The 22,127-nt window shown below is 43.9% G+C and carries 17 protein-coding genes and 1 tRNA gene; 9 read left to right on the forward strand and 9 right to left on the reverse strand.

The genetic code is table 11. From position 1 onward, the window contains the following. Positions 1–77: 77 nt before the first annotated feature. Positions 78–443, forward strand: coding sequence for a helix-turn-helix domain-containing protein (locus Q7J63_RS13875; protein WP_026333799.1), 366 nt, complete (start codon positions 78–80; stop codon positions 441–443). Here the strand turns inward: Q7J63_RS13875 and Q7J63_RS13880 are convergent, their stop codons facing one another. Further along, the gene (locus tag Q7J63_RS13880; RefSeq protein ID WP_026333800.1) at positions 444–1,886 is read right to left on the reverse strand and encodes a sodium:solute symporter; all 1,443 of its coding nucleotides are present in this window, start codon (positions 1,884–1,886) and stop codon (positions 444–446) included. It abuts the gene before it with no gap. Between the two features lie 53 nt (positions 1,887–1,939). Between Q7J63_RS13880 and Q7J63_RS13885 the strand changes: the two genes are divergently transcribed. The 3 genes from Q7J63_RS13885 (at position 1,940) to Q7J63_RS13895 (ending at position 2,989) form a co-directional block, all read left to right on the forward strand. After that, positions 1,940–2,233: an ATP-dependent Clp protease adaptor ClpS gene (locus tag Q7J63_RS13885; RefSeq protein WP_019599394.1), complete on the forward strand. Its 294-nt coding sequence runs from the start codon at positions 1,940–1,942 to the stop codon at positions 2,231–2,233. A gap of 12 nt (positions 2,234–2,245) precedes the next feature. Then, positions 2,246–2,866, forward strand: a complete 621-nt coding sequence (gene recR, locus Q7J63_RS13890) for a recombination mediator RecR (protein ID WP_304886979.1) — start codon at positions 2,246–2,248, stop codon at positions 2,864–2,866. 49 nt (positions 2,867–2,915) lie between these two features. Beyond that, a tRNA-Ala gene (locus tag Q7J63_RS13895) sits at positions 2,916–2,989 on the forward strand. Positions 2,990–3,307: 318 nt separating this feature from the next. Here the strand turns inward: Q7J63_RS13895 and Q7J63_RS13900 are convergent. The 5 genes from Q7J63_RS13900 to Q7J63_RS13920 all read right to left on the reverse strand — a co-directional run bounded on the left by Q7J63_RS13900 (position 3,308) and on the right by Q7J63_RS13920 (position 8,648). Beyond that, positions 3,308–4,111 carry a hypothetical protein gene (locus Q7J63_RS13900; RefSeq protein WP_304886981.1) on the reverse strand — a complete coding sequence of 268 codons (804 nt, stop codon included), beginning with the start codon at positions 4,109–4,111 and terminating at the stop codon, positions 3,308–3,310. Positions 4,112–4,138: 27 nt separating this feature from the next. Then, positions 4,139–4,414 (reverse strand): hypothetical protein, encoded by a 276-nt coding sequence (locus Q7J63_RS13905; protein WP_304886982.1) that lies wholly within the window; start codon positions 4,412–4,414, stop codon positions 4,139–4,141. Between the two features lie 40 nt (positions 4,415–4,454). Continuing rightward, a complete protein-coding gene (locus tag Q7J63_RS13910) occupies positions 4,455–4,781 on the reverse strand; it encodes a hypothetical protein (protein ID WP_019599399.1) in 327 nt (108 codons plus the stop codon). Positions 4,782–5,290: 509 nt separating this feature from the next. After that, a complete protein-coding gene (gene clpB, locus Q7J63_RS13915) occupies positions 5,291–7,903 on the reverse strand; it encodes an ATP-dependent chaperone ClpB (RefSeq protein WP_304886984.1) in 2,613 nt (870 codons plus the stop codon). A 247-nt stretch (positions 7,904–8,150) separates the two neighbouring features. Beyond that, positions 8,151–8,648, reverse strand: coding sequence for a hypothetical protein (locus Q7J63_RS13920; protein WP_304886985.1), 498 nt, complete (start codon positions 8,646–8,648; stop codon positions 8,151–8,153). Between the two features lie 195 nt (positions 8,649–8,843). Between Q7J63_RS13920 and Q7J63_RS13925 the strand changes: the two genes are divergently transcribed. Next, positions 8,844–11,999, forward strand: coding sequence for a histidine kinase N-terminal 7TM domain-containing protein (locus tag Q7J63_RS13925; RefSeq protein ID WP_304886987.1), 3,156 nt, complete (start codon positions 8,844–8,846; stop codon positions 11,997–11,999). Between the two features lie 421 nt (positions 12,000–12,420). Here Q7J63_RS13925 and Q7J63_RS13930 read toward each other — a convergent pair whose 3' ends face one another. Then, positions 12,421–13,665, reverse strand: coding sequence for a dipeptidase (locus tag Q7J63_RS13930; protein ID WP_304886989.1), 1,245 nt, complete (start codon positions 13,663–13,665; stop codon positions 12,421–12,423). A 178-nt stretch (positions 13,666–13,843) separates the two neighbouring features. On the opposite strand from Q7J63_RS13930, the gene Q7J63_RS13935 reads away from it, so the two are divergent. The 4 genes from Q7J63_RS13935 (at position 13,844) to Q7J63_RS13950 (ending at position 18,576) form a co-directional block, all read left to right on the forward strand. Next, positions 13,844–15,559, forward strand: coding sequence for an alpha/beta hydrolase-fold protein (locus Q7J63_RS13935; RefSeq protein ID WP_304886991.1), 1,716 nt, complete (start codon positions 13,844–13,846; stop codon positions 15,557–15,559). Between the two features lie 6 nt (positions 15,560–15,565). Beyond that, positions 15,566–16,447 (forward strand): hypothetical protein, encoded by an 882-nt coding sequence (locus Q7J63_RS13940; RefSeq protein ID WP_019599407.1) that lies wholly within the window; start codon positions 15,566–15,568, stop codon positions 16,445–16,447. Between the two features lie 181 nt (positions 16,448–16,628). Further along, positions 16,629–17,630, forward strand: a complete 1,002-nt coding sequence (locus Q7J63_RS13945; protein ID WP_019599408.1) for an acyl-ACP desaturase — start codon at positions 16,629–16,631, stop codon at positions 17,628–17,630. Between the two features lie 91 nt (positions 17,631–17,721). Then, entirely contained in the window at positions 17,722–18,576 is an 855-nt protein-coding gene (locus Q7J63_RS13950) for a pirin family protein (RefSeq protein ID WP_304886994.1), read from the forward strand. 93 nt (positions 18,577–18,669) lie between these two features. Here Q7J63_RS13950 and Q7J63_RS13955 read toward each other — a convergent pair whose 3' ends face one another. Then, positions 18,670–19,449, reverse strand: coding sequence for a Rossmann-like and DUF2520 domain-containing protein (locus Q7J63_RS13955; RefSeq protein WP_304886996.1), 780 nt, complete (start codon positions 19,447–19,449; stop codon positions 18,670–18,672). A 133-nt stretch (positions 19,450–19,582) separates the two neighbouring features. Next, positions 19,583–22,114, reverse strand: coding sequence for a cytochrome c biogenesis protein CcsA (ccsA, locus tag Q7J63_RS13960; RefSeq protein ID WP_304886998.1), 2,532 nt, complete (start codon positions 22,112–22,114; stop codon positions 19,583–19,585). Positions 22,115–22,127: the final 13 nt, after the last annotated feature.

Below are 22,127 nucleotides of genomic sequence, written 5' to 3' on the forward strand. Positions count from 1 at the left end.
TTTTTTTTATACAAAATTTACTGATTTTTCACAAATGCGTATGCTTTTTGCAAAGTCTATTCAAAATCAGAAAGATTATGGAAACAGCATTAAAAAGTAATATCGCAGAAAATCTAAGGAAGCACCGAGTATTGAAGGGGTATACTCAGGAATACATCGCCGAGTACTTGGGAAAAAGAGATTACACCGCTTATTCTAGATATGAGCAAGGTAGATCAAACCTCAAAATGGAAGATGCCATAAAATTGGCCAGCCTCTATGAAGTGGATGTGCAGGAATTGATTTCGGTGTCTCCATCAATTTCCTACTCCTCCGAAATCCAGAAAAAATCCAGTGGATTGGTTTCCATTTTGGTGGATCTTGATGGCAGCAGCAGCACCTTGGAAAATAACATCTCTAGGCTGAAGAAAATAAATGACCTTATCTCCAAGCAAGAGATTTGATCAACGTTTTCGGATCATAAATAATCCAATAAACATGAACAGCCCATTCAGGATCAGCATTTCGAATCCGAATTTATAGCCCCAGAGCCAGCTTTCGGAATTTTGACCAATAATGAATGAGAGAAGTGGTGCTCCCACAGCCAAATAAGGGACCAGCTTGTCTTTGACATTCCACTTGGTAAAAAGTCCGAAAGCATAAAGTCCCAGAAGGGGTCCATAAGTATATCCGGCGATGATGAAGACGGCATTGATGACACTTTGGTCATTGATCCATCTGAATCCCAGGATTACCAAAAACATGATGAAGGTAAAGGCAATGTGGACCTTTTTCCGCAGTGGCACCTGTTTTTCCAAGGGGTATTTTTTCTCGATTTCCAAAAAATCATAACAAAACGAAGTGGTGAGTGCAGTAAGCGTAGAATCCGCACTGGAATAAGCCGCTGCCGTAATTCCCAGGATAAATACGATGCCGACAAATGCGGAAAAGTGCTGCGTGGCCAACAATGGGTAAAGATCATCTGTCCGCAAGGGCATCGCGATTCCCTTGGTCTCCGCATACATATAGAGCAAAAGACCGAGGCAAAGAAAAAGCAGGTTGACAAAAACCAAAATGATGGTGAACCAAAACATGTTCTTTTGGGCATCACCGATATTGCGACAAGTGAGGTTCTTTTGCATCATGTCCTGGTCGAGTCCAGTCATCACGATGGTGATAAAAGCTCCTGAAGCAAACTGCTTGAAGAAGTTGGTGCCTGACTGCCAGTCCCAATTGAATATTTCAGATCGCGGATCAGCAGCTGCCGCGGAGATGAAATTCCCGATCGAGGTGATTCCCAGATCCGTTGCAATGAGGTAAATACTCACCACGACAGCCAAAAGCATGAAAAATGTCTGCAAAGTGTCGGTCCATACCACGGTTTTGATTCCACCACGGTGTGTATAAAGCCAGATCAGCGAAACCGTAATCAGAACAGAGACCCAAAATGGAATTCCCCAGCGGTCAAAAAGTACCAATTGGAGGACCCCCGCAACCAAAAACACACGGATAGAAGATCCGAGGGTCCTCGAAAGGATAAAGAAAAAAGCGCCGGTTTTATAGGACCAAAACCCAAACCTATCTTCAAGATAAGCATAAATGGAAACCAGATTCAATCTGTAGTACAAGGGGAGCAGTACTTTGGCGATGACCAGATATCCAACGGTATAACCCAATACGACTTGGAAATAATAAAAATTGGTGTTGCCGACTTCACCCGGAACCGAGATAAAAGTCACTCCCGAAAGTGAGGCGCCAATCATGCCAAAAGCGACCAAAAACCAAGGAGACTGCCTGTCTCCGGTAAAAAACGTGTCTTTTGAAATGTTCCTGGAGGTAAACCAGGAAATTAAAAACAAGAGGGCAAAATATGATGTTATAACTAGAAGAACTAAATTTGAGTCCATAAACGTTTTAGGAATGAATCTCTAAAATTGTTCATAATTATTAAATTTGCAAAATGAGCTACCACACACAAACCTATCCGTACCAAAAAGAAGTCGAAGTATTGTTGGAGGAGTTGATCGATACAGAAGAAAGTGATCTGGTTGTCTTCAACGATGACGTGAATACTTTCGAGCATGTGACCAAAATCCTCATAAAGGTATGCAAACACACTTCGGAACAAGCCGAGCAATGTACCTTGGTGATCCATTACAAGGGGAAATGTGCCGTCAAAAAAGGCACTGCGCTTGAACTGAAACCGATGTGCGAAGCCATTCAAGACGCTGGCATACAAGCCGCAATCCTTTAATACTTACACGCCTTGAACTTCCCTTCCAAATTGATTGAGAATGCGGTCAATGAGATCAGCCGCCTGCCGGGTATCGGAAAAAAAACCGCGCTCAGGCTAGCCCTACATTTACTCAAGCAAAGAGAAACCGTTTCGGAGACTTTGGCCCATTCAATCTTGACCCTGAGAAAAGAAGTGAAATATTGTAAGGTTTGCCACAATATCTCCGACTCGGAGATTTGTAGCATCTGCACAGGTATGAAAAGGGACAGAAGCCTGATCTGCGTCGTGGAAGACATTCCCGATGTCCTGGCCATCGAAAACACTTCTCAATACAACGGCCTTTACCATGTGTTGGGTGGCGTGATTTCACCCATTCAGGGAATTGGCCCGGACGAATTGAAAATCGAATCTCTCATCAGCAGAATCATTGCCTCGCCCAGTGATGAAAAAGTAGAAGAAGTCATCTTGGCACTTTCCACCACCATGGAAGGAGATACCACTTCTTTTTACATCACCAGAAAACTTAAGACCATGGGCATCAAGGTCAGCACCATCGCAAGGGGAATCCCTGTGGGTGGAGAACTCGAGTATACCGACGAGGTCACCTTGGGAAGAAGTATCCTCACGCGCATCAATTATTCAGCAGATTAGTTTTTTTCTTTGCGTTTTAAAAATCCCTTTCTATATTTGCACTCCGATTGGGGGATTAGCTCAGTTGGCTAGAGCGCTACACTGGCAGTGTAGAGGTCAACGGTTCGAATCCGTTATTCTCCACAATCACAAAACCTGACTTCTTTCAAAAGGAGTTAGGTTTTTTTTATTTTGCTTGCCGTGCATATCCACCCCTTTTTTTCGGCTCGGCTATTCCCGATAGAGGGGTAGTATCCCACTTCCCTTTCTATCTCCTTAAATTACCAATTCGGTCTTCTCTAATTCAATCGACATGGCCTGTATCTTCACAGACCATTCACCAACACGGGCAATCCCATCAACCCTGCACCCCCTTGAAGGAAAGAAAAAAGTCTCGGGGCATTTAGAGATGGTTTTGAATTCGAACTCAATTTCTTCCCCGAAGGCATTACTTTAGCCAAATCAATTCAAAAACCTTTCCCAATACGCTGCATTGCATCCCCTATCGTTTATTTTTGAGTGTTTCAAATAAGCTTCTTTAAACACCTCACCATATTCTTTGTGCACGGCTAAAGGGTACAATTCAAAAATTGGATATTTTTCCATGAAACCCGCCATTGCCTCTTCAAATCCATCATATTCATCCAAATAATCCACCCCCGGAATTTTATCGCATGCAAATTCTGGTGCAAACTCGAAAAGCGCCGATTCATCGGTCAAAAAGAAAAACCGCTCTTTTCCGTTGTTTTTTACCCTATAAAATTTGACCGAACCGCCTTCCCCTCCCACTTCGCAGATAACCTCTAGGGTCTGGCTCAGGGCATAAGAATCCAGGATTTCTGTTAATATCTCCAGATTGTCTTCCCTCAGCTTATAGGAGGGATAGTAGCCTTTGTCTTGCGCGGCTATTTCGGTTCTTGCCCATGCTTCATTGGCATCCACGGTCAACTGGATGACCTCCGTTTTGATTCCAATGAATTTTGCCTCTTTGATCAAGGACATAAAATCATCGTCAAAATTGGTTCCTAAACAATATTCCACAACAAGCACCTTGTGGTCCATCAAAGCGCCCATCCCGGACCCCGAGGCTTTGTTGTAAACATCGATAATCCTGTCATCCTCTAAAGCCCCGAAATCACCGAAAAGCTTAAGCGATATTTTGGCCAAATCAAAAACATAATAAGTTTTCTTGTCCTGATAATTTTTTGCGATAAAAGTACTTTTCCCTGTTCCGGGTGCGCCGGTTACAAATATGATTTTGTCCATAAAATTTTTGTTTTGGTTTTAGAAAAATTAATTCTTGAGGTTATTCGTATTCACCAGGCTGTCGTGGCAGGCCTTGGTTTGATGCAGCAGCCCGATGATCCGCTGGACATTTGCATCGCTGATCTTCTCAAAATCAGAAAGCTTGAAATTCATGTCGTCCCCAACGTCAAACAATTCATCCGCATCGGACATTTCGCCCGACATCGCCAGATTGACCAGCTGGTCAAACAATTTGTCATGAAAGTCCGCCAATTTCCGGCAACTCCTGATCAAGGCTTTTCTGTATATTTTGGGATTTTCCATGGGTTTGGCTTTTGATTTTATAATGGGGAAAAAGATGATGTCATTTCAACTGTTCGCTGTGATCCTTCATCAGCCCCCAAATCTCATGGTAGGCAGAAAGTTTATCCCTTTGTTCCGGGAGCGAAGCGATTTCGTTTTTAAAATTGGGGTAATCGATGTCCTTGATCATCTTGACCAGTACATCTGCCATTTCCTGTTTTTTGACCAAAACCCTATACCGGTAGTCTGCCGATGGGATTTCCAAAATCCTCTTGTCATCAAAAAGGAGCTGCAAGTCTTTTTTCAACCTTGCCCTTACCAAAAATGTATCCGTCTGATCCCAATGCTGAACAATGGAAATAAACCCAAAAGTTGATGCTATCCACATAATGTTACCCTTTAAAAGTGAGCGATTTAACAATAACTAAATTTACCAAAACGGTTTGACATCAAAAAACTATTGACACAAATTGTCTTTGTTTAATTTTATTTGAAATCAGCGGAGTTCAAAAATGGGAGAAATTCCGAAAGCAGGTGAACCAAGTGAAAAGCGAAATATGCATTTGAAACTCTAATAGGATTGAAGCTGCAAGAAAATCAGGCTTTTGAGAGATTAAGAATAATACCTAAATGGTGAAGTCAAAAATAAAATACAAATTACTGATTATTAAGTAACTATACCCTGAAATTGAATTGACAATGCATAACCCGATTTAAACATTGGAAATCCCTCAGCAACCGAATCCAGAAATCCGCCAATTTGGTATCAAATATTCTCCTGAGGCCTCAAATGCTATCCCAACCTTCAAAAAACTGAATAGGGCTAAAAAAAACCTACCGGATTCAGAAATCCGGTAGGTTTGACATTGAAGGAAAATAGGATTTCACTGAAGTGATCTATACTTCTACATCCTCCACATTTTTGAAATAAACCTGCTTGTCCGCGTCCAAATCCACCAAGACGGCAGCATCATTTTTTATATAACCGGATAGGATCTGCTTGGAAAGTTCATTCAAAACCAAACGCTGCATGGTTCTTTTCAAAGGCCTTGCGCCAAACTGGGGATCAAAACCAACTTCCCCAAGATAATCCAAAACCTCCTGGGTTGCATCGATCTCGATATTGGCCTCCTCCAATCGCTTTTGGATTTCCCTCCACTGGATATCCACAATCTTGCGGAGAATCTGCCTGTTGAGCGGCTCAAACATGATGGTCTCATCAATCCTGTTCAGGAATTCGGGCCTTACGGTCTTTTTCAGAAGGTCATACACCTCTTCCTTGGTTTTTTCCAAAATCTCGGCTTTGTTCCATTCCTCCATCTCGGCAAATCGCTCCTGGATCAGATGCGAACCAATATTGGTCGTCAGGATGATGATGGTATTTTTGAAATTGGCAATCCTACCTTTGTTGTCGGTCAATCGACCATCGTCCAGTACCTGCAAGAGAATATTGAACACGTCGGGATGAGCCTTTTCGATCTCATCCAAGAGGACCACAGAATAAGGTTTCCTTCTGACCGCTTCGGTCAACTGTCCACCTTCCTCATACCCCACATATCCCGGAGGTGCTCCTACGAGCCTGCTTACGGAATGGCGCTCTTGATACTCGGACATGTCTATCCTGACCATGGCATTGTCATCGTTGAAGAGATATTGCGCCAGAGCTTTTGCCAATTCGGTTTTGCCGACACCTGTGGTTCCCATGAAAATAAAGGATCCAATTGGCCGCTTTGGATCTTGCAATCCGGCACGACTTCTCCTCACTGCATCCGCGATGGCGCCAATTGCCTCCCTTTGTCCCGCAACCCTCTTGCCGAGTTCATCTTCCAGGTGGAGTAATTTTTCTTTTTCACTTTGGACCATCTTGACTACCGGAATTCCCGTCCATCTCGAAACCACCCCGGCGATGTCCTCCACATCCACCTCCTCTTTAAGAAGCGGTGAACCCTCTTGCATTTCCGACAATTGCTTTTTGAAGGATTCCAGCCTTTGCTCGGCTTCCACGATCTTGCCGTATCGGATTTCGGCTACTTTTCCAAAATCCCCGCTCCGCTCCGCCTGCTCTGCTTCTATTTTTAATTTATCTATATTTTCTTTTTCGGTCCTGATCCCGGTGATCACCGCTTTCTCACTTTCCCATTTCGCCTTTATATTTTGACGCTTTTCGGAAAGTTCCGCGATTTCCTTGCTCAGCACGGTTTCCTTGTCCTTGTTGTTTTCCCGCCTGATGGCCTCACGCTCTATTTCCAACTGCATCACCTTTCTGTTCATTTCATCCAATTCCTGCGGCAGGGAATCGATCTCCATTCTGAGTTTTGCAGCAGCCTCATCCATTAGGTCGATGGCCTTGTCAGGAAGGAAACGATCGGTGATGTATCTCTGAGAGAGTTCAACGGCTGCAATGACCGCATCATCCTTGATCCTCACGCCATGGTGCAGCTCATATTTGTCCTTGATCCCCCTTAGGATGGAAATGGCGTCAGCTACATCGGGCTCATCCACGATCACCGCCTGGAATCTCCGTTCCAAGGCCTTGTCTTTTTCGATATACTTTTGGTATTCCTTGAGCGTAGTGGCACCAATTGCGTGCAGCTCTCCTCGAGCCAAGGCAGGCTTGAGTAAATTTGCAGCATCCATCGCTCCCTCTCCACCGCCACCTGCACCGATCAAGGTGTGGATTTCATCAATAAAAAGGAGGATTTCCCCTTCGGAATCCGTCACTTCCTTGATTACCGCTTTCAGCCTTTCCTCAAATTCCCCCTTGTACTTGGCTCCTGCCACCAGCAGTCCCATGTCCAAAGAAATCAAGGTTTTGGATTTCAGGTTTTCCGGGACATCGCCACTGACGATCCTTTGTGCAAGACCTTCCACGATGGCGGTTTTGCCGACACCCGGCTCTCCCAATAGAATGGGATTGTTTTTGGTCCTCCGGGCCAGGATTTGCAATACCCGTCTGATTTCTTCGTCACGGCCAATGACCGGGTCGATCTTGCCTTTCTTGGCGAGCTCGTTTAGGTTTTTGGAATATTTTTCCAAAGCCCTGTATTTGGATTCTGCGTTTTGATCGGTCACTTTGTTTCCTTTTCTAAGTTCTTTGATGGCTTCGATCATGGGTTTTTCCGACATGCCCTGATCCTTTAAAAGTTGTGCGGTCTTGTCGGAACCCGCCAATATTGCCAAAAGCAAATGTTCAATGGCCACATATTCATCCCCAAAAGTCTTCAGGTAATCCTTTGCCTTGGTCATGACCTGGTTTGAGGCATTGGACAAATAAGCTTGCTGCCCACTTATTTTGGGATAGGACTTGAGGATATCCTCTATTTTTTGAGAAACGATCTGCTTGTTTATCCCCGATTTTTTGAACAAAAAATCAGTGACATTTTCATCTTCCGAAAAAATCCCCTTTAGTATATGTGCCGGCTCAATCCCCTGCTGCTGTTCTGCAGTAGCCAATTCAGCGGCTTTTTGAATGGCTTCTTGTGACTTGATCGTGAATTGGTTGAAATCCATATTGTCGTGGTTTTATTGTGCCAGGCGTCGTTTTTTGAGATCCAAAACAATGATCTTCTGACACCCAAAAGCTCCTTGAACAAATCACTCTCCAATCGCTTAATTTTCTAAAAATCGGAAATTATGGCTTATACTATACTAAAAAATAGCCTTAAACTGCCTTATTGGCAGTCTATAAGGCTATTTCGCTCTAAAAACCTATGTAGAGGCAATTGCGTCTCAGATTGGAATTTCGGACTAGCCTGCCTTAGTTTTCCCTTTTACCCCCATCGTCACGGTCTCTTTTAGGACTGTTTCTCTCTATGGTACGCCAATGCTTTGCCGCATCCCCTTCCCATTTTTCCACGGCAATTTCTAATTTCTTTATTTCCAATTCCATCTTGGCGAGATCAGCAGGCGTGGCTTTTCCCTTCAATCTTGCCTGTTCCAATTTCACTCTTTTTTTGGCAAGCTTCATTTCGGACTTGTGTTTATTGTTCAGGCTTTTGTCATAGGATTTTTGCGCATTTTGAAGGTTTTTTACTCTTTTTGCTTCTGCTTTTTCGGCGGCTATCTTTCTTTTTTCCTCAGCAGCAATTCTTTTGGCCTCCCTCTTTTCTTGGGCCAGCTGCTGTCTCTCTTCCTGAGCAGCTCTTTTTATCTCCAAAGCTTCTTCTTTGGTCTGCTCGGCATTGCCCTGGGCAAAACTTTGTGCAGAACCTACCAAGACCAATACCACAATTAAGAAACGAATGAATTTTTCCATTTTTACATTATTTATATTAAAAATTGAATTTACAATATTTTAATTAGTTTTTCAAGGCACTATATCCACAATTCATCTTAGATTACACCTAAAAAAACTGGGCTTTAAATTGACCTTTTACAACAAAGGCATAAATTGTATGTTTCAATTTGATTACATTGTTAAAGTTTTAGGAGTTATCAATACCTGGGAATAATGGCTGAGTTAAGTTTTAATTTGTTTTCGATACCAATTTTTTTTACAAGTTTACTATTCTTGGTTTTGATATTTCTGTCCTATGACAAAGAAAACAGGTCTGGTGAAGTTTACTTCTGCTTGCTTTTGTTCAGCTGTTTTGTTTATTCATTTTTATATGGAATGGAACTGATCTCCACGAGCGAGGAAGCCATTTTTTATTTCTTCCAATTAGAATTTTTTGGTGGGGTATTCCTCACGCCTTTGCTGCTGGCTTTTGTGGTCAAATACACAGGAAACAGCAGGTATTTCAAACCACAGATTTGGGTGCTGATTTTTGGCATATCGATTTTTTTCCTGATCATGAGCCAAACGAATGCTTATCACCATTTGTTTTTCATCGAATTGTCGACGAAACAAAATGCCTACTTCAATGCCATTTCCTTTACGCCGGGAATCCTTTATTGGGTCTATGCCATTTTCAATGTTGTCCCCGTGCTCTTTGCAAACTATTTACTCTTCCGGATGCTCAGCAGGGTCCCCAAAATATTTTCCGTCCAAGTGACGATACTGCTGATCGGCACCTTGATTCCCTGGAGTTTTCACATTGTGGATCTCTTGGGTTACTCCCCCTATTCAATGGATCTCGTTCCATTTTCTCTGGGAATCAGTTCCGTTATCATTTATTTGGGACTTTTCAAGTACGGTCTTTTCAAAAATGCTCCCGTGGCTTTCAAAACCATTTTTGAAAATCTTTTAGATGGCGTGCTTATCCTCAACAACGAGGGTGAAATCATTACCCAGAATCAAGCCGCAGTCCAATTATTCCAGAAATCAACGATTTACAATCTGTTGACAAAAAAAGAATTGCTACAAAACTGGCCACAATTGACACCCCTTTTTAACCTTGAGAATTTTTCAGAGCAAGTTGAACTCCATCATTCTGAAGAAAACAGGGTGCTTTCCGCCTACCGTGAAAACCGCAGGAATCAAAAAGGATGGGACAATGATTTCCATTATATCATCATCAAAGACATCACAGTCCAAAAATCTGCCGAGGCCACCATCCGATCGAAAGAGTTGGCGTTGCAAACCATCAATACCAGCCTGCTCAGAAATGAAAAGATGCTCAAATCCATCGCAATGGCCACCAAAGAGCTGCTTTCAAATACAAAATTCAATAAAGCGGCCCAAAAGGCAATTTCCATTTTGGGTGATGGCGCTGGGGTAGATCGTGCTTATCTTTTTGAAAATACGGTCCATGAAAATGGGAAGATCACGAGTTCTCAGCGTTTTGAATGGAGTGCGTCCGCTGTAGCGCCTGAAATAGACAATCCCGGGCTTCAATATCTTCCTCTGGAACTATTTGGAGAGGCTGTTGACTTCATCTCCTCCAACAAGATTTACCAAGCGATTGTATCCAAAATCAGCACTGATCCGGAACTCAAGGAGCTTTTGGAAAGCCAGGAAATTAAATCGATTTTATTGATTCCGATATTTGTTAAGGAGGGCTTTTGGGGATTTGTAGGTTTCGATGATTGTGTAACAGAAAGAATATGGAGTGAAGCCGAAGCTGCTTTGTTGATCAGTTTTGCGGACAGCATTTCCAATGCAATCGAAAGGAAAACCTTGGAGCTAAACCTCTTCAAATCCATGCAGCAGGCAAAGGAGGCGAGTATTGCCAAGTCGGAATTTCTGGCAAACATGAGCCATGAGATCAGGACACCGCTCAATGGCGTCATTGGTTTTTCTGACCTTTTGATGCGAACGGGACTCAACGAAACCCAAAAAGAATACCTGAAGTCCATATTCCAATCTGGAAATCTTTTGCTCGACCTGATCAATGACATCCTGGATTTCTCAAAAATAGAGGCAGGGAAGTTGGCGCTCAATCCCATCAAGGTAAATCTTAAAAAAATGACGCAAGAAGCCCTTACTGTGGTTCAGCCTCTGGCTGAGGAAAAGGGGTTGAAACTATTGCTTTTGCAGGATTTGAAAACGCCCAAATTTTCTTTTTTGGACGACATTCGAGTAAAACAGATCTTGATCAATCTATTGAGCAATGCAATTAAATTCACCACCAAAGGGCATGTAGAATTGGCCATTAAAGTGAAGTCCATCCGATTGGAGGAAAAATTGACCCTGGTGGAATTTTCCGTCACGGATACCGGAATCGGAATCTCCAAGGAAAAAGAAAAGGTGATTTTTGAGGCCTTTGCCCAAGAGGACAATTCCACCACCCGGAAATACGGTGGGACGGGTTTGGGATTGACCATTTCCAATAAACTTCTGGCCTTGATGGACAGTCGTTTGGAGTTGGAAACAACATTTGGGAAAGGAAGCAAATTCTCCTTCCTCTTGACGCTTCCCTATGAAGAAGGAGAGGTCTCCTCCGAGGACTTTTCAAATAAAACGATTGAATCCCCACCGAGACCGGTAACCAACAACATCAAAAAAGGCTTCAAGTTTTTACTGGTGGACGACAACCCCGTCAATATGCTTTTGGCCAAAACCATCGTAAAAAACATCGTCCCCTCCGCAATCCTACTGGAAGCCAAAAACGGGAAATTAGCAGTGGACCTTTTCGTCCAAAACAAGCCCGACATGGTCTTCATGGATATCCAAATGCCTGAAATGAGCGGTTATGAGGCCACAGAAAACATCAGAAAACTGGAAACCTCTGGCAGAACTCCCATTATCGCCTTGACTGCAGGCACGGTTTTGGGCGAATACGAACGCTGCCTGGAAGCTGGAATGGACGATTACCTAAGCAAGCCCATCGTCGTGTCGGATATCTCCAACATGATTCAAAAATACTTGGGGACAACCAGTCCAAAGGAGGCACTTCATTTTCTTGCCAAATTCGATGAATTCAAGACCAATGACCCCGCTTTTTTTCAGGAACTCATCCAGATGAGCAAAACAAATCTGGAAAAATTGAACAGCGAACTCATCCATTTCTGGATAGAAAAAAACCTGAATTTGGTCAAACAAACCGGTCATTCCCTAAAAGGATTGGCCCTGAACATGGATTTTGAACACCTTGTCAAACTCGCCAGCAATGTCGAAAAACTTCAGGATTTAGCGGGAGATGAATCGGAATCGCTTATGTTCCAAATAGGGTCGGAAATCAAGCAAATCATCAAAAACCTGGAGCTTGAGCTGATCAACATTTAACCCCTGTGATGCAAGACCGATTCCTCTTCAGGATGTAATTACTCCATATTCAGTAATTCGCATACTGTTTTTGACTGCACCCTATTGGTATCGGGTTAAAGAGACGGAAGCCAATACAATTTCATGCTGATGGCTTTCACAAATGCAAAATCGCTGCCAGGACCAATGTTCTGCCAGCGATTTATTGTTTAAACACGAATTCTAAGACATCGAAAAAGTAACGGAATGCATCTAACTTGATTAAGTTAGATGGAATATGCAATAGGTTTCCAAATGGGATTGAAATAAAATCAAAGTATTGGGAGAATAATTCTTGACACCAACAGGGTGAAATCAAAAATAATCAGCATCCAATTGATTGTCAGTAAATTATATTATTGATTTGAGTCCATAATGCATAAACCGGGTTAAATTCTCCAAATCAAGATTCAATGGCAAATTTCTCTGCCTGTCTCCATACCCTGAATATATTTTGGCTGCAAATTTTTTGGATATCCTCCTTCGAATACCCCCTTTTCAGGAGTTCCGCAAAAAGGTTGGGATACATGGACACATCTTTGAGTCCATTGGGAAGGGAGTCTCCCACCCCATCAAAATCAGAACCCAATCCCACGTGATTGATCCCTACCAACCGTACCACATGGTCGATGTGATCGGCAACCTTTGCCACATTGGGGAAAGGATTGTTGGCGGCAGCATATTGTTTGATATAGACCTGGGCGGCGGAGTCGGATCGATTCAGCCCATTTTCGGCCAACCAATTCACGACATGCTCCCTGACTTCCCCGGATTTTTCATTATAGGTCCCATCAATGAAACTCCCACCAAAGTTGATCATGATCACGCCTCCGTTTTCTCCCAGGGCTTTGATCATGTCATCACTCATGTTCCGTTCAAAATCCGGGGTAAACTTCCGCGCAGAGGAATGTGAAGCGATCACAGGAGCTTTTGTGGTTTGTAAAACATCAAAAAATGTATTGTCTGAGACGTGGGAAATATCCACCATAATACCCAGGCGGTTCATTTCCCTGACCACTTCCCGACCAAATTCACTCAAGCCGCCATGTGTCGCGGTGGTGTCATAAGAGGAGTCCCCGATAAGGTTGTCCTTGCCATGTGTCAGGGTGATGTAACGGATCCCGCGGTCGTAGAAATATTTGACATTCGAGAGGTCGTCCTCGATACCCGCACCATTTTCCATGCCCATAGGAAGAGAAATCAGCCCTTTTTCAAAATTGGCCTCAATCTCATCGGGACTGTTGGCCATGGCAAACTTGTCCGGCCATGTTTTGGCGAGCCTTTCGGTCATCAGGATCAAGGAGTCCGCCAGGATTTTGGCACCACCTGAAACCTGGTATCCAGAAGGCAAGTAAATGGACATAAATGGCGCATCCAAGCCCCCTTCTTTCGATCTTGGATAATCAAAATTTCCACCGTCGGTACGTTCCGAAACATCCAAAATCTCCCTTTGAAGGGTAAATCCACCAACTTTCATCCGATAGGGCAGATCCACATGACCATCCACCACAATGGTGTTGCGTGCGATTTCAATCGCCGCCTCGAGCCTCTCTTCGTCCGAGATCAGCGTATAATCGATTTTTTCAACCTGTTTTTCACAGGAATACAGAAATGCAGCAGTCAATATCAAAGCAAGTATTTTTTTCATGGCAGGATTGGTTTATTTACCAATTTAAAGGAATCCAAATTTAAATCCGAATAAGATTGATAAACGGTCGGATTCAAGGCAAAACAAACAGAAAAATCCCGTTTGCGTAATAAAGCGGCACAAAAAAAATATTGTGGGTGATTTTTATTAAATTAGTCTTTCAAAATCAAGGAAGATCATGCGCTATCTCATCATTTTGATTTCCGCTTTTTTTATAGGCGCTGTACAACAAGGGTTTGCTCAGGTCACCATATCCATTGCCAACAACCTGGCTGATGGGGTCAAGGATGGTCGATTGGTCCTATTGTTTCATCACAATGAACAGGTAGAGCCCCGATTTGCCGTGAGCGATGAAGTCCATACCGCACAGGTATTTGGGATGGATTTTACGGATTATGATTCTGGGAAACCATTGGTATTGGATCCGAAAGCCTTTGGGTATCCCGTGGAAAACTTGAAAGACCTTCCTGATGGGAACTATTTTATTCAGGCATTCATCATCAAGCACGAAACTTTTGCAAAATCCGATGGTTATACCGTCCTGATGCCAATGGATCAGGGTGAGGGTCGCCAATGGAACAGAACGCCGGGAAATGTTTACAGCCTTCCCGAAAAAATCAATTGGAGTGGACAAAAAAGTATTTCTTTGGAAATTGACCAAATCATCCCAGCCATCGCCCCACCCAAAGACACCGAATTTATCAAACACATCAAAATAAGGAGCGCGCTTTTGTCAGAATTTTGGGGCAGGGACATGTTTTTGGGCGCAAACATCCTTTTGCCAAAGGATTTTGAGAAAAACAAAAGTGACCATTACCCGCTTATGGTCTTCCATGGGCATTTCCCTGCCGAATTCAGTGGTTTCAGGACCAGTCCTCCAGATGAAGGCCTAGAAAATGAATACAATGCGAGGTTTGGCATATACGGATATGAAAAAATCCAGCAACAAGAAGCCTATGACTTCTACAGGAATTGGACATCGGATGATTTCAAAAGGTTTATCATCATCGAAATCCAGCATGCCAATCCTTTCTATGACGACAGCTACGCCGTGAATTCGGAAAACCTGGGGCCCTACGGAGATGCCATCACCCATGAACTGATCCCCTACATTGAAGCGCAGTTCAGGGGAATCGGGGAAGGTTGGTCCAGGTTTTTGTATGGGGGTTCTACGGGAGGCTGGGAGGCCTTGGCCGTTCAGGTAAAATACCCGAAGGAATACAACGGTTGTTTTGCTGCCTGCCCTGACCCCATTGACTTCCGTGCATTTACCACCGTGGATATCTATCAGGACCAAAATGCCTACACCATCCAAGGCCCATTCAGGGCTACAGATCGGGTTGGGAAGAGGAATTATTTGGGACATGTCTCGGCAATGTTAAAGGACATGAACCATAAGGAACTGGCTTTGGGTGGTCCAAATAGTCTCTCTGGTGACCAATGGGACATTTGGCAGGCGGTATTTTCGCCTGTCGGCGACAATGGATATCCCAAACCCATTTGGGACAAGTACACGGGGGAAATCGACAAAGAAGTCGCCGATTATTGGAAAGAGCATTATGATCTGCGGTACATCATGGAACGGGATTGGGACCGATTGGGAGAGGATTTGAAGGGGAAAATACACCTGTATTGCGGTGATATGGATAATTATTACCTGAACAATGCCGTTTACCTTACAGAAGCTTTCCTGGAAAAAACGACCGACCCCTATTATGCAGGAGAAGTCCTATACGGAGATAGAGCTGAGCACTGCTGGAACGGTGCTCCCGATTTGCCCAATTATATCAGCCGATTGAGGTACAACACGCTTTACCTTGACAAAATTGCCAAAAGGTTGCTGGAAACGGCTCCCGAAAATTTCAACCAACAAAACTGGACGTTTAAAAAATAAAAAAATATGAAAACAAAACACCAATTACTTGCCGCCGCTTTCCTTTCCGGAACTCTCCTTTGGTCTTGTGGACCACAACAGAAAACCGAAGAAATCGAAACCGTAGAAATCGTGGAAAAAACAGCTCCTACATTGACCCAAGTCTGGGAGACAGCCGCGGAGCTGACTACCAATGAATCCGTGCTTTATGATGAGGCTACCGGAACCATTTATGTATCCAACATTGAAGGCGGACCGTCGGAGAAAGACGGCAAAGGATCCATCTCCATTATCTCCAAAACCGGCGAAATTCTCAACAGAAATTGGGTGACCGGCATTCATGCCCCCAAGGGAATGGGAATCGTAAATGGCAAACTGTTTGTCACCAACATTGACGAATTGGTCGAAATCGATATTGCGAATGCAAAAATCGCCAAGAGACATAAAGTTGCCGGCGCAAAATTCCTGAATGATGTGGATACGGATGGGGACAAGGTTTATTTTTCCGATATGGAAACGGGTAAAATCCACATTTTCCAAAACGGTAAAATAAGTGTCTTTGCAGAAAACCAAACCAACATCAACGGGTTACGTGTGGGAGATGACGGAACATTGTATGGCCTAGATGGCGAAGGCCTGAAAAAATACAATTCTGACGGGTCTTTCACCCTGATCAATTCCACGGTAACCGGTGGTGACGGATTGATCATCTTGGAAGACAATGTGTTTCTTGCAAGTCGTTGGCAAGGGGAGATTTATTTGGTGAAGGGTGATGAACAAACCCTCCTTTTGGACACAAAAGCTGCCGAATCGAATACCGCAGACATCGGCTTTATTCCTGAGGAAAACATCGTATTGGTGCCGACTTTCTTCAAAAACAAGGTCGTTGCGTACAAACTTGCGTATTAATCCAAGAAAGTTAAAGCAAAATCAAGTTCTTTGAGCATTTCTTTGCGTATAAGTGATTAACTTTATCGTGAGAATTACATGGATCCTTGCTTTCAAAATTTAACATTGAAACATTGCCGTCCTGTCCACCCCAATTGAGGCAAAGCACTTATAAATTACTGTTTGGCAGTAAACTATAGATATGAATAATTCAGAAAACATAAATTACGAATTGGAAAAAAATGCTGAAGTAATCCGTCAATTGGACGGATTCGTAGCCAACGCCGTGGAAACCGTATTGGTGGATCCTGACGAATGTTGGCAGCCTACAGATTTTTTACCGGACATGACCAAAGAAGACGCACTTGATCAAGTCAAATTGCTTCAAGAAAGGGCCGCAGGGATACCGGATACCATCATCACATCGCTCATCGGCAATATGATCACCGAGGAGGCATTGCCCAGCTATCAGACATATTTCAATCTTTTGACTGGTGTCAATGACGAAGGAAGTCTATTGAGTCCTTCAGGATGGGTGAGATGGTCCAAGGCATGGACAGCTGAAGAAAACCGCCACGGCGATCTGTTGAACAAGTATCTTTATCTCTCCGGAAGGGCAGATATGAAAAAAGTTGAACAGACGATCCACAGGCTGATCTACAACGGTTTTGATCCAAAATCAGAAAAAGATCCTTACCAGGCACTCATTTACACCTCTTTCCAGGAAAGAGCCACCAAGGTATCCCATGTGAATACCGGCAAATTGGCAGACAAAGCTGGTGATGACGTGTTGTCTAGGATTTGCAAAACAATCGCAGGCGATGAAGCAAGGCACGAAAAGGCCTATAAAAGCTTTATGTCCGAAGTCTTCAAAATCGATCCAAACGGCGCCATGTTGGCGTTTGAAGCCATGATGCGGAAGCAGATCGTGATGCCGGCAGTATTGATGGGCAAAGGAAGCAATAACCCGAACCTTTTTGATCAGTTTTCGGCAATCACCCAGAAAATCGGTGTTTACACCGGCTGGGATTATGCCAGGATTATCGAACATTTGGTCAAACTGTGGGATGTGGAAAATGTCACCGGTCTCAATGATGTGGCCTCAAAAGCCCAGGATTATCTTGCAGGTTTGGCAAGTCGCTACATGCGCTTGGCAGACCGAATGAAAACTCCGGATGAGATTTCACTTGCTTGGTTAAAATAATAGGAAAAGCCTGAATTCGTTCAGGCTTTTTTTTTGGAGTAGGGAACAAATTGTCCCATTTTTGAATTACATGTCTATACACATAAATCCTATGAGAACCATAAACCAAATTCACGCCGCAGGGTACAGCCCCATTGCAGACCTGATTACCTACAGTCCTTTGCCTACGGCAAAATTGCAGCAGGTTGATCCCTTTATATTTTTGAACCATCATGGCTTCCAAACCTATCCCCCCAACAACAACGGACTCCCCTTTGGGCCACATCCGCATCGGGGAATGGAGACAGTGACTTTTATTTTGAAAGGGGATATCATGCACAAGGACTCCTCAGGGCACGAATCGATCATGGAAGAAGGCGGTATCCAGTGGATGACCGCGGGAAGTGGTTTGATCCATGCAGAAGTCAGTTCTCCCAAATTCAAAAAAGAGGGCGGGGATTTGGAAATCCTTCAACTTTGGCTCAATCTGCCGGCAAAATATAAAATGACAAAACCGAATTATGTCGGTTTGCAAAAAGACCAGATCACCCATTTTGAACTGGATGGAGGAAAGGTGAAGGTCCAACTCATCGCAGGAACATGGGAAGACCAAAAGGGTTCTTTTGACACTTTGAGCCCCATTTTCTTGAGCACCATCGAAATCAGTAAAGGCGGGAGTTTTTCGAAAAACATCCCCTCAGGAGAAAACATCTTTTTGTATATCGTAAAGGGGGCCCTAAAAATCGGAAATGAAGAAATCCCATTCAGAAACCTTGTTGAATTCAACAATGATGGGGACGATTTGTCTGTCACGGCCTCGGAAGACGCGATCTTCATCCTGGGCCACGCCAAACCTTTCAATGAGCCGATGGTCGCGCAGGGACCTTTCGTCATGAATACCCAGAAAGAAATCCAAGAAGCCTACAGAGATTATCAGGAAGGTAAATTCGGCTCTTGGGAACATTGATTTAGCCGCCCAAAATTCTTTCAATAGCCCTGTCAAGACCCATTAAATTTGATTTATGACAGGGCTATATATTTTTTGCAATTCCTGCCTTTTCTACAAATGGCTATCCATGATGTCCTGTGAAACCATTCTGTAGATTTCGGCCAACTGCTCATTGTATCCGAGGAAATTGTAATGAAGGTCAAGGGTGGAAAGGTCTTCCCTGAGTGCAGGCCCGGTCTGGGCTTTCTTCGCCCCTATTTCCAAACTTTTGCTGATGGACTCGATGATCAGCGGCTTCAACATCTCGAATTCCAGCCCCTGCCTTGCCATGATTTCTTCTGCTTTCAAGAGCATGTGGTTGGTGAAGTTTCCCGCAAAAACAGCAGCAACATGCAGGGCAAGCCTATCCTTGGATTTGACTACATATTGAAGTGGGGAAAGGCTTTTGGCCAATTTCTTTAATTTATGGAGGGAAGGTTCATCCTCTGACTCCAGCAAAAAAGGAACCTCCTCAAAATCCACCTTCCTGATCTTGCTAAAAGTCTGTAAGGGATAAAAAATACCGGTGTAGGCGGCCGAACTGTACCCGAGAATATTCAAGGGTACGCTTCCCGAGGTATGGACCAAAATACTTTCTTCGGGCAAAATAATCTGATCTGCCAATTCAGAAATCGCAGTGTCACTCACGGCAAGAATGTATATTTCCGCCTCGCTTTCAGAAAAATCCAAGTCATCCTTCACCTCCGCTACATATACCCTTTCCGCTAGCTTTTCCGCATTGCGGATGTCACGGCTGTAAATTTCCGTGATGGTGTGGCCGGCATTCTCTAAACTTGGGGCCAAATGCCAAGCCAAATTACCAGAACCCAAGATTGCGATTTTAAATTTCATCCCCGAATTAACCAAAAATCCTTCTAAAATGAAAAACCAGAAAATCTTGTGTCAAGATTTTCTGGTTTTTGTTGTTCCATTAAAGCAAATTCGCTCTCCAAAATGTATGGGAAAAGCGTTCCATCCAAAATCTTTATGATTCCAAACCTTTGTCCCGCATTTTCGCGAATTCGTCAAATCTTCTGAATATGGCGATGGAAAAACCGATCAGCATGATGATTGTTCCCGCCCACAAAATATTGATCTGCGGCTTGACGATGGCTTTCAGCACCACATAATCCTTCTGGTAACGGTTCACCGTAAAGACGAATTTGTTTTCTTCCGGCACAATATTGGTCAATTCCACCTTCACACCAAGTTCTTTTTCGATGACTGGAATCCTGCCCACTTGACTGTCCCGGATAATGAAAATCGGCTCTATTCGTTTTTCGACATCATAATCCATCACCACAAGCTTGGCCTTTACGGCTACATCACCTTCCTCAAGCGAAAGACCGTCTATACTGGTCAATACTTCCCCTCCTTCGAAGGTGGTCACGAAATCACTGATGTAAAACGTCTCTCCCGGAGTCACTTCATAGGTCTCATCATCTCTCCATTCCGGCTCATCAAAATCATTGATGGCTGCCACAAAGGTGTAAAGGTCCTTATTGATAAACCTTCTTGAATCCGGCGAGCTGATCAATCCCATCGTGGTATTGAACTGGGACATTGGGTTCAAGGAAAACTGAAACTGGTCCTCTTTGTAATAATCGATTTGGAAATAATCATTCTCTTCCAATACGATCGGCACGATATCCCCTTTTTTGAAGTAGGTCTTTTCTTTGACAACGATATCATTCAGGGCGATGGATTCATTCACTTTCCCGGTAGACTCCAACAACTTGACATCCACATATCCGGGAACACCAACAACCTTTTTTTGACGTCCCCTGTAGATGGCTGTATAATCCTTGATTTGGGTGGGTTTATTGATCCAAAGCAGGACATGCTCCTTGTTCATCTCATCTTCCCAACTGTTGCTGTACGTCAATCCTGACATGTTGTAGGAAATGATTTCAGAATAGCCCGAAGAGAACATCACCCCGATCAGGATCATACCCAAGCCGATGTGTGCAAGAGATCCTCCCGCCAATTTGACGCTGGATTTCTTCAAGATCCTGAATAAAATCGTGCTGTTGGCCACGATGGTAAAGGTTCCGGCAAGGACAACCACGATGTAGGTGAGGTCATAGACTTTTCCCAACACGATTATCGCTGCGGAGATCAATACCGAAACCACATAGGGAACGACCAAAGCTTCCCGCAAGGCTTTTCCATCAATTTTGTTCCACCAAAAGAATTGACCCACAGCAGATAGCATGGCCAATGCGACGGCAAACCACAACTGGAATTTGGTATAAAACCCGACTTGGTCGGTGGGCGGTGCCATATTGGAAATTCCCCCAAAGATCTCCACGATTGCATTCCAGACCGGAATGGAAGTGGGAAGGATCACCTGGAAAGCCATCAAACCTAAGGTAGTGGCCCCGATAAAAATCCAAAATTCCCTGGAATATACCGATGCTTCTTTCTCGGAAGTTGGAATATGTTTCCATGCCCTGGCCGCAAGGAAAACAGCGGCGAAGAGGAAAAACAACATGTAAATCAGCAATTGACCAGAAAGGCCCAAATCGGTAAAGGAATGGACGGAAGAATCACCCAAGACGCCACTTCTCACCAAGAAGGTGGCGTAGAGGACCAATATAAAGGAAGCAATCACCAAGACGATGGAAGTCTTCAGCGCCGTGCTGCTCTTTTTAAAAGTAATCATCGTGTGAATGGCCGCAATCATGATCAACCAAGGCACATAAACCGCGTTTTCGACAGGGTCCCAGTTCCAGTACCCACCAAAGTTCAGCGTCACATACGCCCAATAGGCGCCCATGATGATGCCCATTCCGAGTATCATCGCAGAGAAAATCGCCCAAGGCAAAGCTGGACGGATCCATTCTGAATACTTTTTGGTGACCAATCCGCCAATCAAAAACGCGAAGGGAACCAATGTGGATGCATACCCCAAAAACAAGGTAGGGGGATGGATGACCATCCAAATATTTTGGAGCAGGGGATTCAAGCCCGTTCCATCTTCGGGGACAAAATCGGGATTGATCTGAAAGATCGGCGCGCTCATCACATCCCTCAAAAGCACAAAGGGAGAGCTGCCTATTTTAAGATCGCCGATCACGACACCCATGATCATGGACACCAAAAATGCCTGGACCAATGCGAAAACGATCATGACAGGACCTTCCCAAAACTTATTGGTTTTGATTAGGATGAGGCCCAAAACTACGTTCCAGAATATCCATAGGATAAATGCGCCTTCCTGACCCTCCCAGAAACTGGAAATCATATAATGCACCGGAAGGGCTTTGGAGGAATGCGAATACGCATAAAAATACTCGAAACGGTGCTGATAGATGATCTCAAAAAGTGAAATCGCTATCGTGACACTTGCTGCCGCATGGACATAGAAGGAAATACGGCTGAAATTCCGCCAACTGGACTTGTCCAATTCGGTGGATACGGTGTATTTGTAATAGGAAAAGGCTGTAACAAGGGCACTGACAAAGGAAAGAATGACCGCAAAGTGGCCAAGATTACCAACGAAGGTATTGATCATGTTTTTGGATTCA

It is taken from the genome of Rhodonellum sp. (assembly GCF_030656585.1).
Lineage (GTDB): Bacteria > Bacteroidota > Bacteroidia > Cytophagales > Cyclobacteriaceae > Rhodonellum > Rhodonellum psychrophilum.

Bases quoted from the DNA above. Each gene is read 5' to 3' on its own strand.
- Q7J63_RS13930 (WP_304886989.1), bottom strand. From the start codon at position 13,665: ATGAAAAAAATACTTGCTTTGATATTGACTGCTGCATTTCTGTATTCC.
- Q7J63_RS13900 (WP_304886981.1), bottom strand. From the start codon at position 4,111: ATGGACAAAATCATATTTGTAACCGGCGCACCCGGAACAGGGAAAAGT.
- Q7J63_RS13955 (WP_304886996.1), bottom strand. From the start codon at position 19,449: ATGAAATTTAAAATCGCAATCTTGGGTTCTGGTAATTTGGCTTGGCAT.
- Q7J63_RS13885 (WP_019599394.1), top strand. From the start codon at position 1,940: ATGAGCTACCACACACAAACCTATCCGTACCAAAAAGAAGTCGAAGTA.
- Q7J63_RS13875 (WP_026333799.1), top strand. From the start codon at position 78: ATGGAAACAGCATTAAAAAGTAATATCGCAGAAAATCTAAGGAAGCAC.
- Q7J63_RS13950 (WP_304886994.1), top strand. From the start codon at position 17,722: ATGAGAACCATAAACCAAATTCACGCCGCAGGGTACAGCCCCATTGCA.
- Q7J63_RS13945 (WP_019599408.1), top strand. From the start codon at position 16,629: ATGAATAATTCAGAAAACATAAATTACGAATTGGAAAAAAATGCTGAA.
- Q7J63_RS13935 (WP_304886991.1), top strand. From the start codon at position 13,844: ATGCGCTATCTCATCATTTTGATTTCCGCTTTTTTTATAGGCGCTGTA.
- Q7J63_RS13910 (WP_019599399.1), bottom strand. From the start codon at position 4,781: ATGTGGATAGCATCAACTTTTGGGTTTATTTCCATTGTTCAGCATTGG.
- Q7J63_RS13940 (WP_019599407.1), top strand. From the start codon at position 15,566: ATGAAAACAAAACACCAATTACTTGCCGCCGCTTTCCTTTCCGGAACT.
- Q7J63_RS13920 (WP_304886985.1), bottom strand. From the start codon at position 8,648: ATGGAAAAATTCATTCGTTTCTTAATTGTGGTATTGGTCTTGGTAGGT.
- Q7J63_RS13905 (WP_304886982.1), bottom strand. From the start codon at position 4,414: ATGGAAAATCCCAAAATATACAGAAAAGCCTTGATCAGGAGTTGCCGG.
- ccsA (WP_304886998.1), bottom strand. From the start codon at position 22,114: ATGATCAATACCTTCGTTGGTAATCTTGGCCACTTTGCGGTCATTCTT.
- Q7J63_RS13925 (WP_304886987.1), top strand. From the start codon at position 8,844: ATGGCTGAGTTAAGTTTTAATTTGTTTTCGATACCAATTTTTTTTACA.
- clpB (WP_304886984.1), bottom strand. From the start codon at position 7,903: ATGGATTTCAACCAATTCACGATCAAGTCACAAGAAGCCATTCAAAAA.
- Q7J63_RS13880 (WP_026333800.1), bottom strand. From the start codon at position 1,886: ATGGACTCAAATTTAGTTCTTCTAGTTATAACATCATATTTTGCCCTC.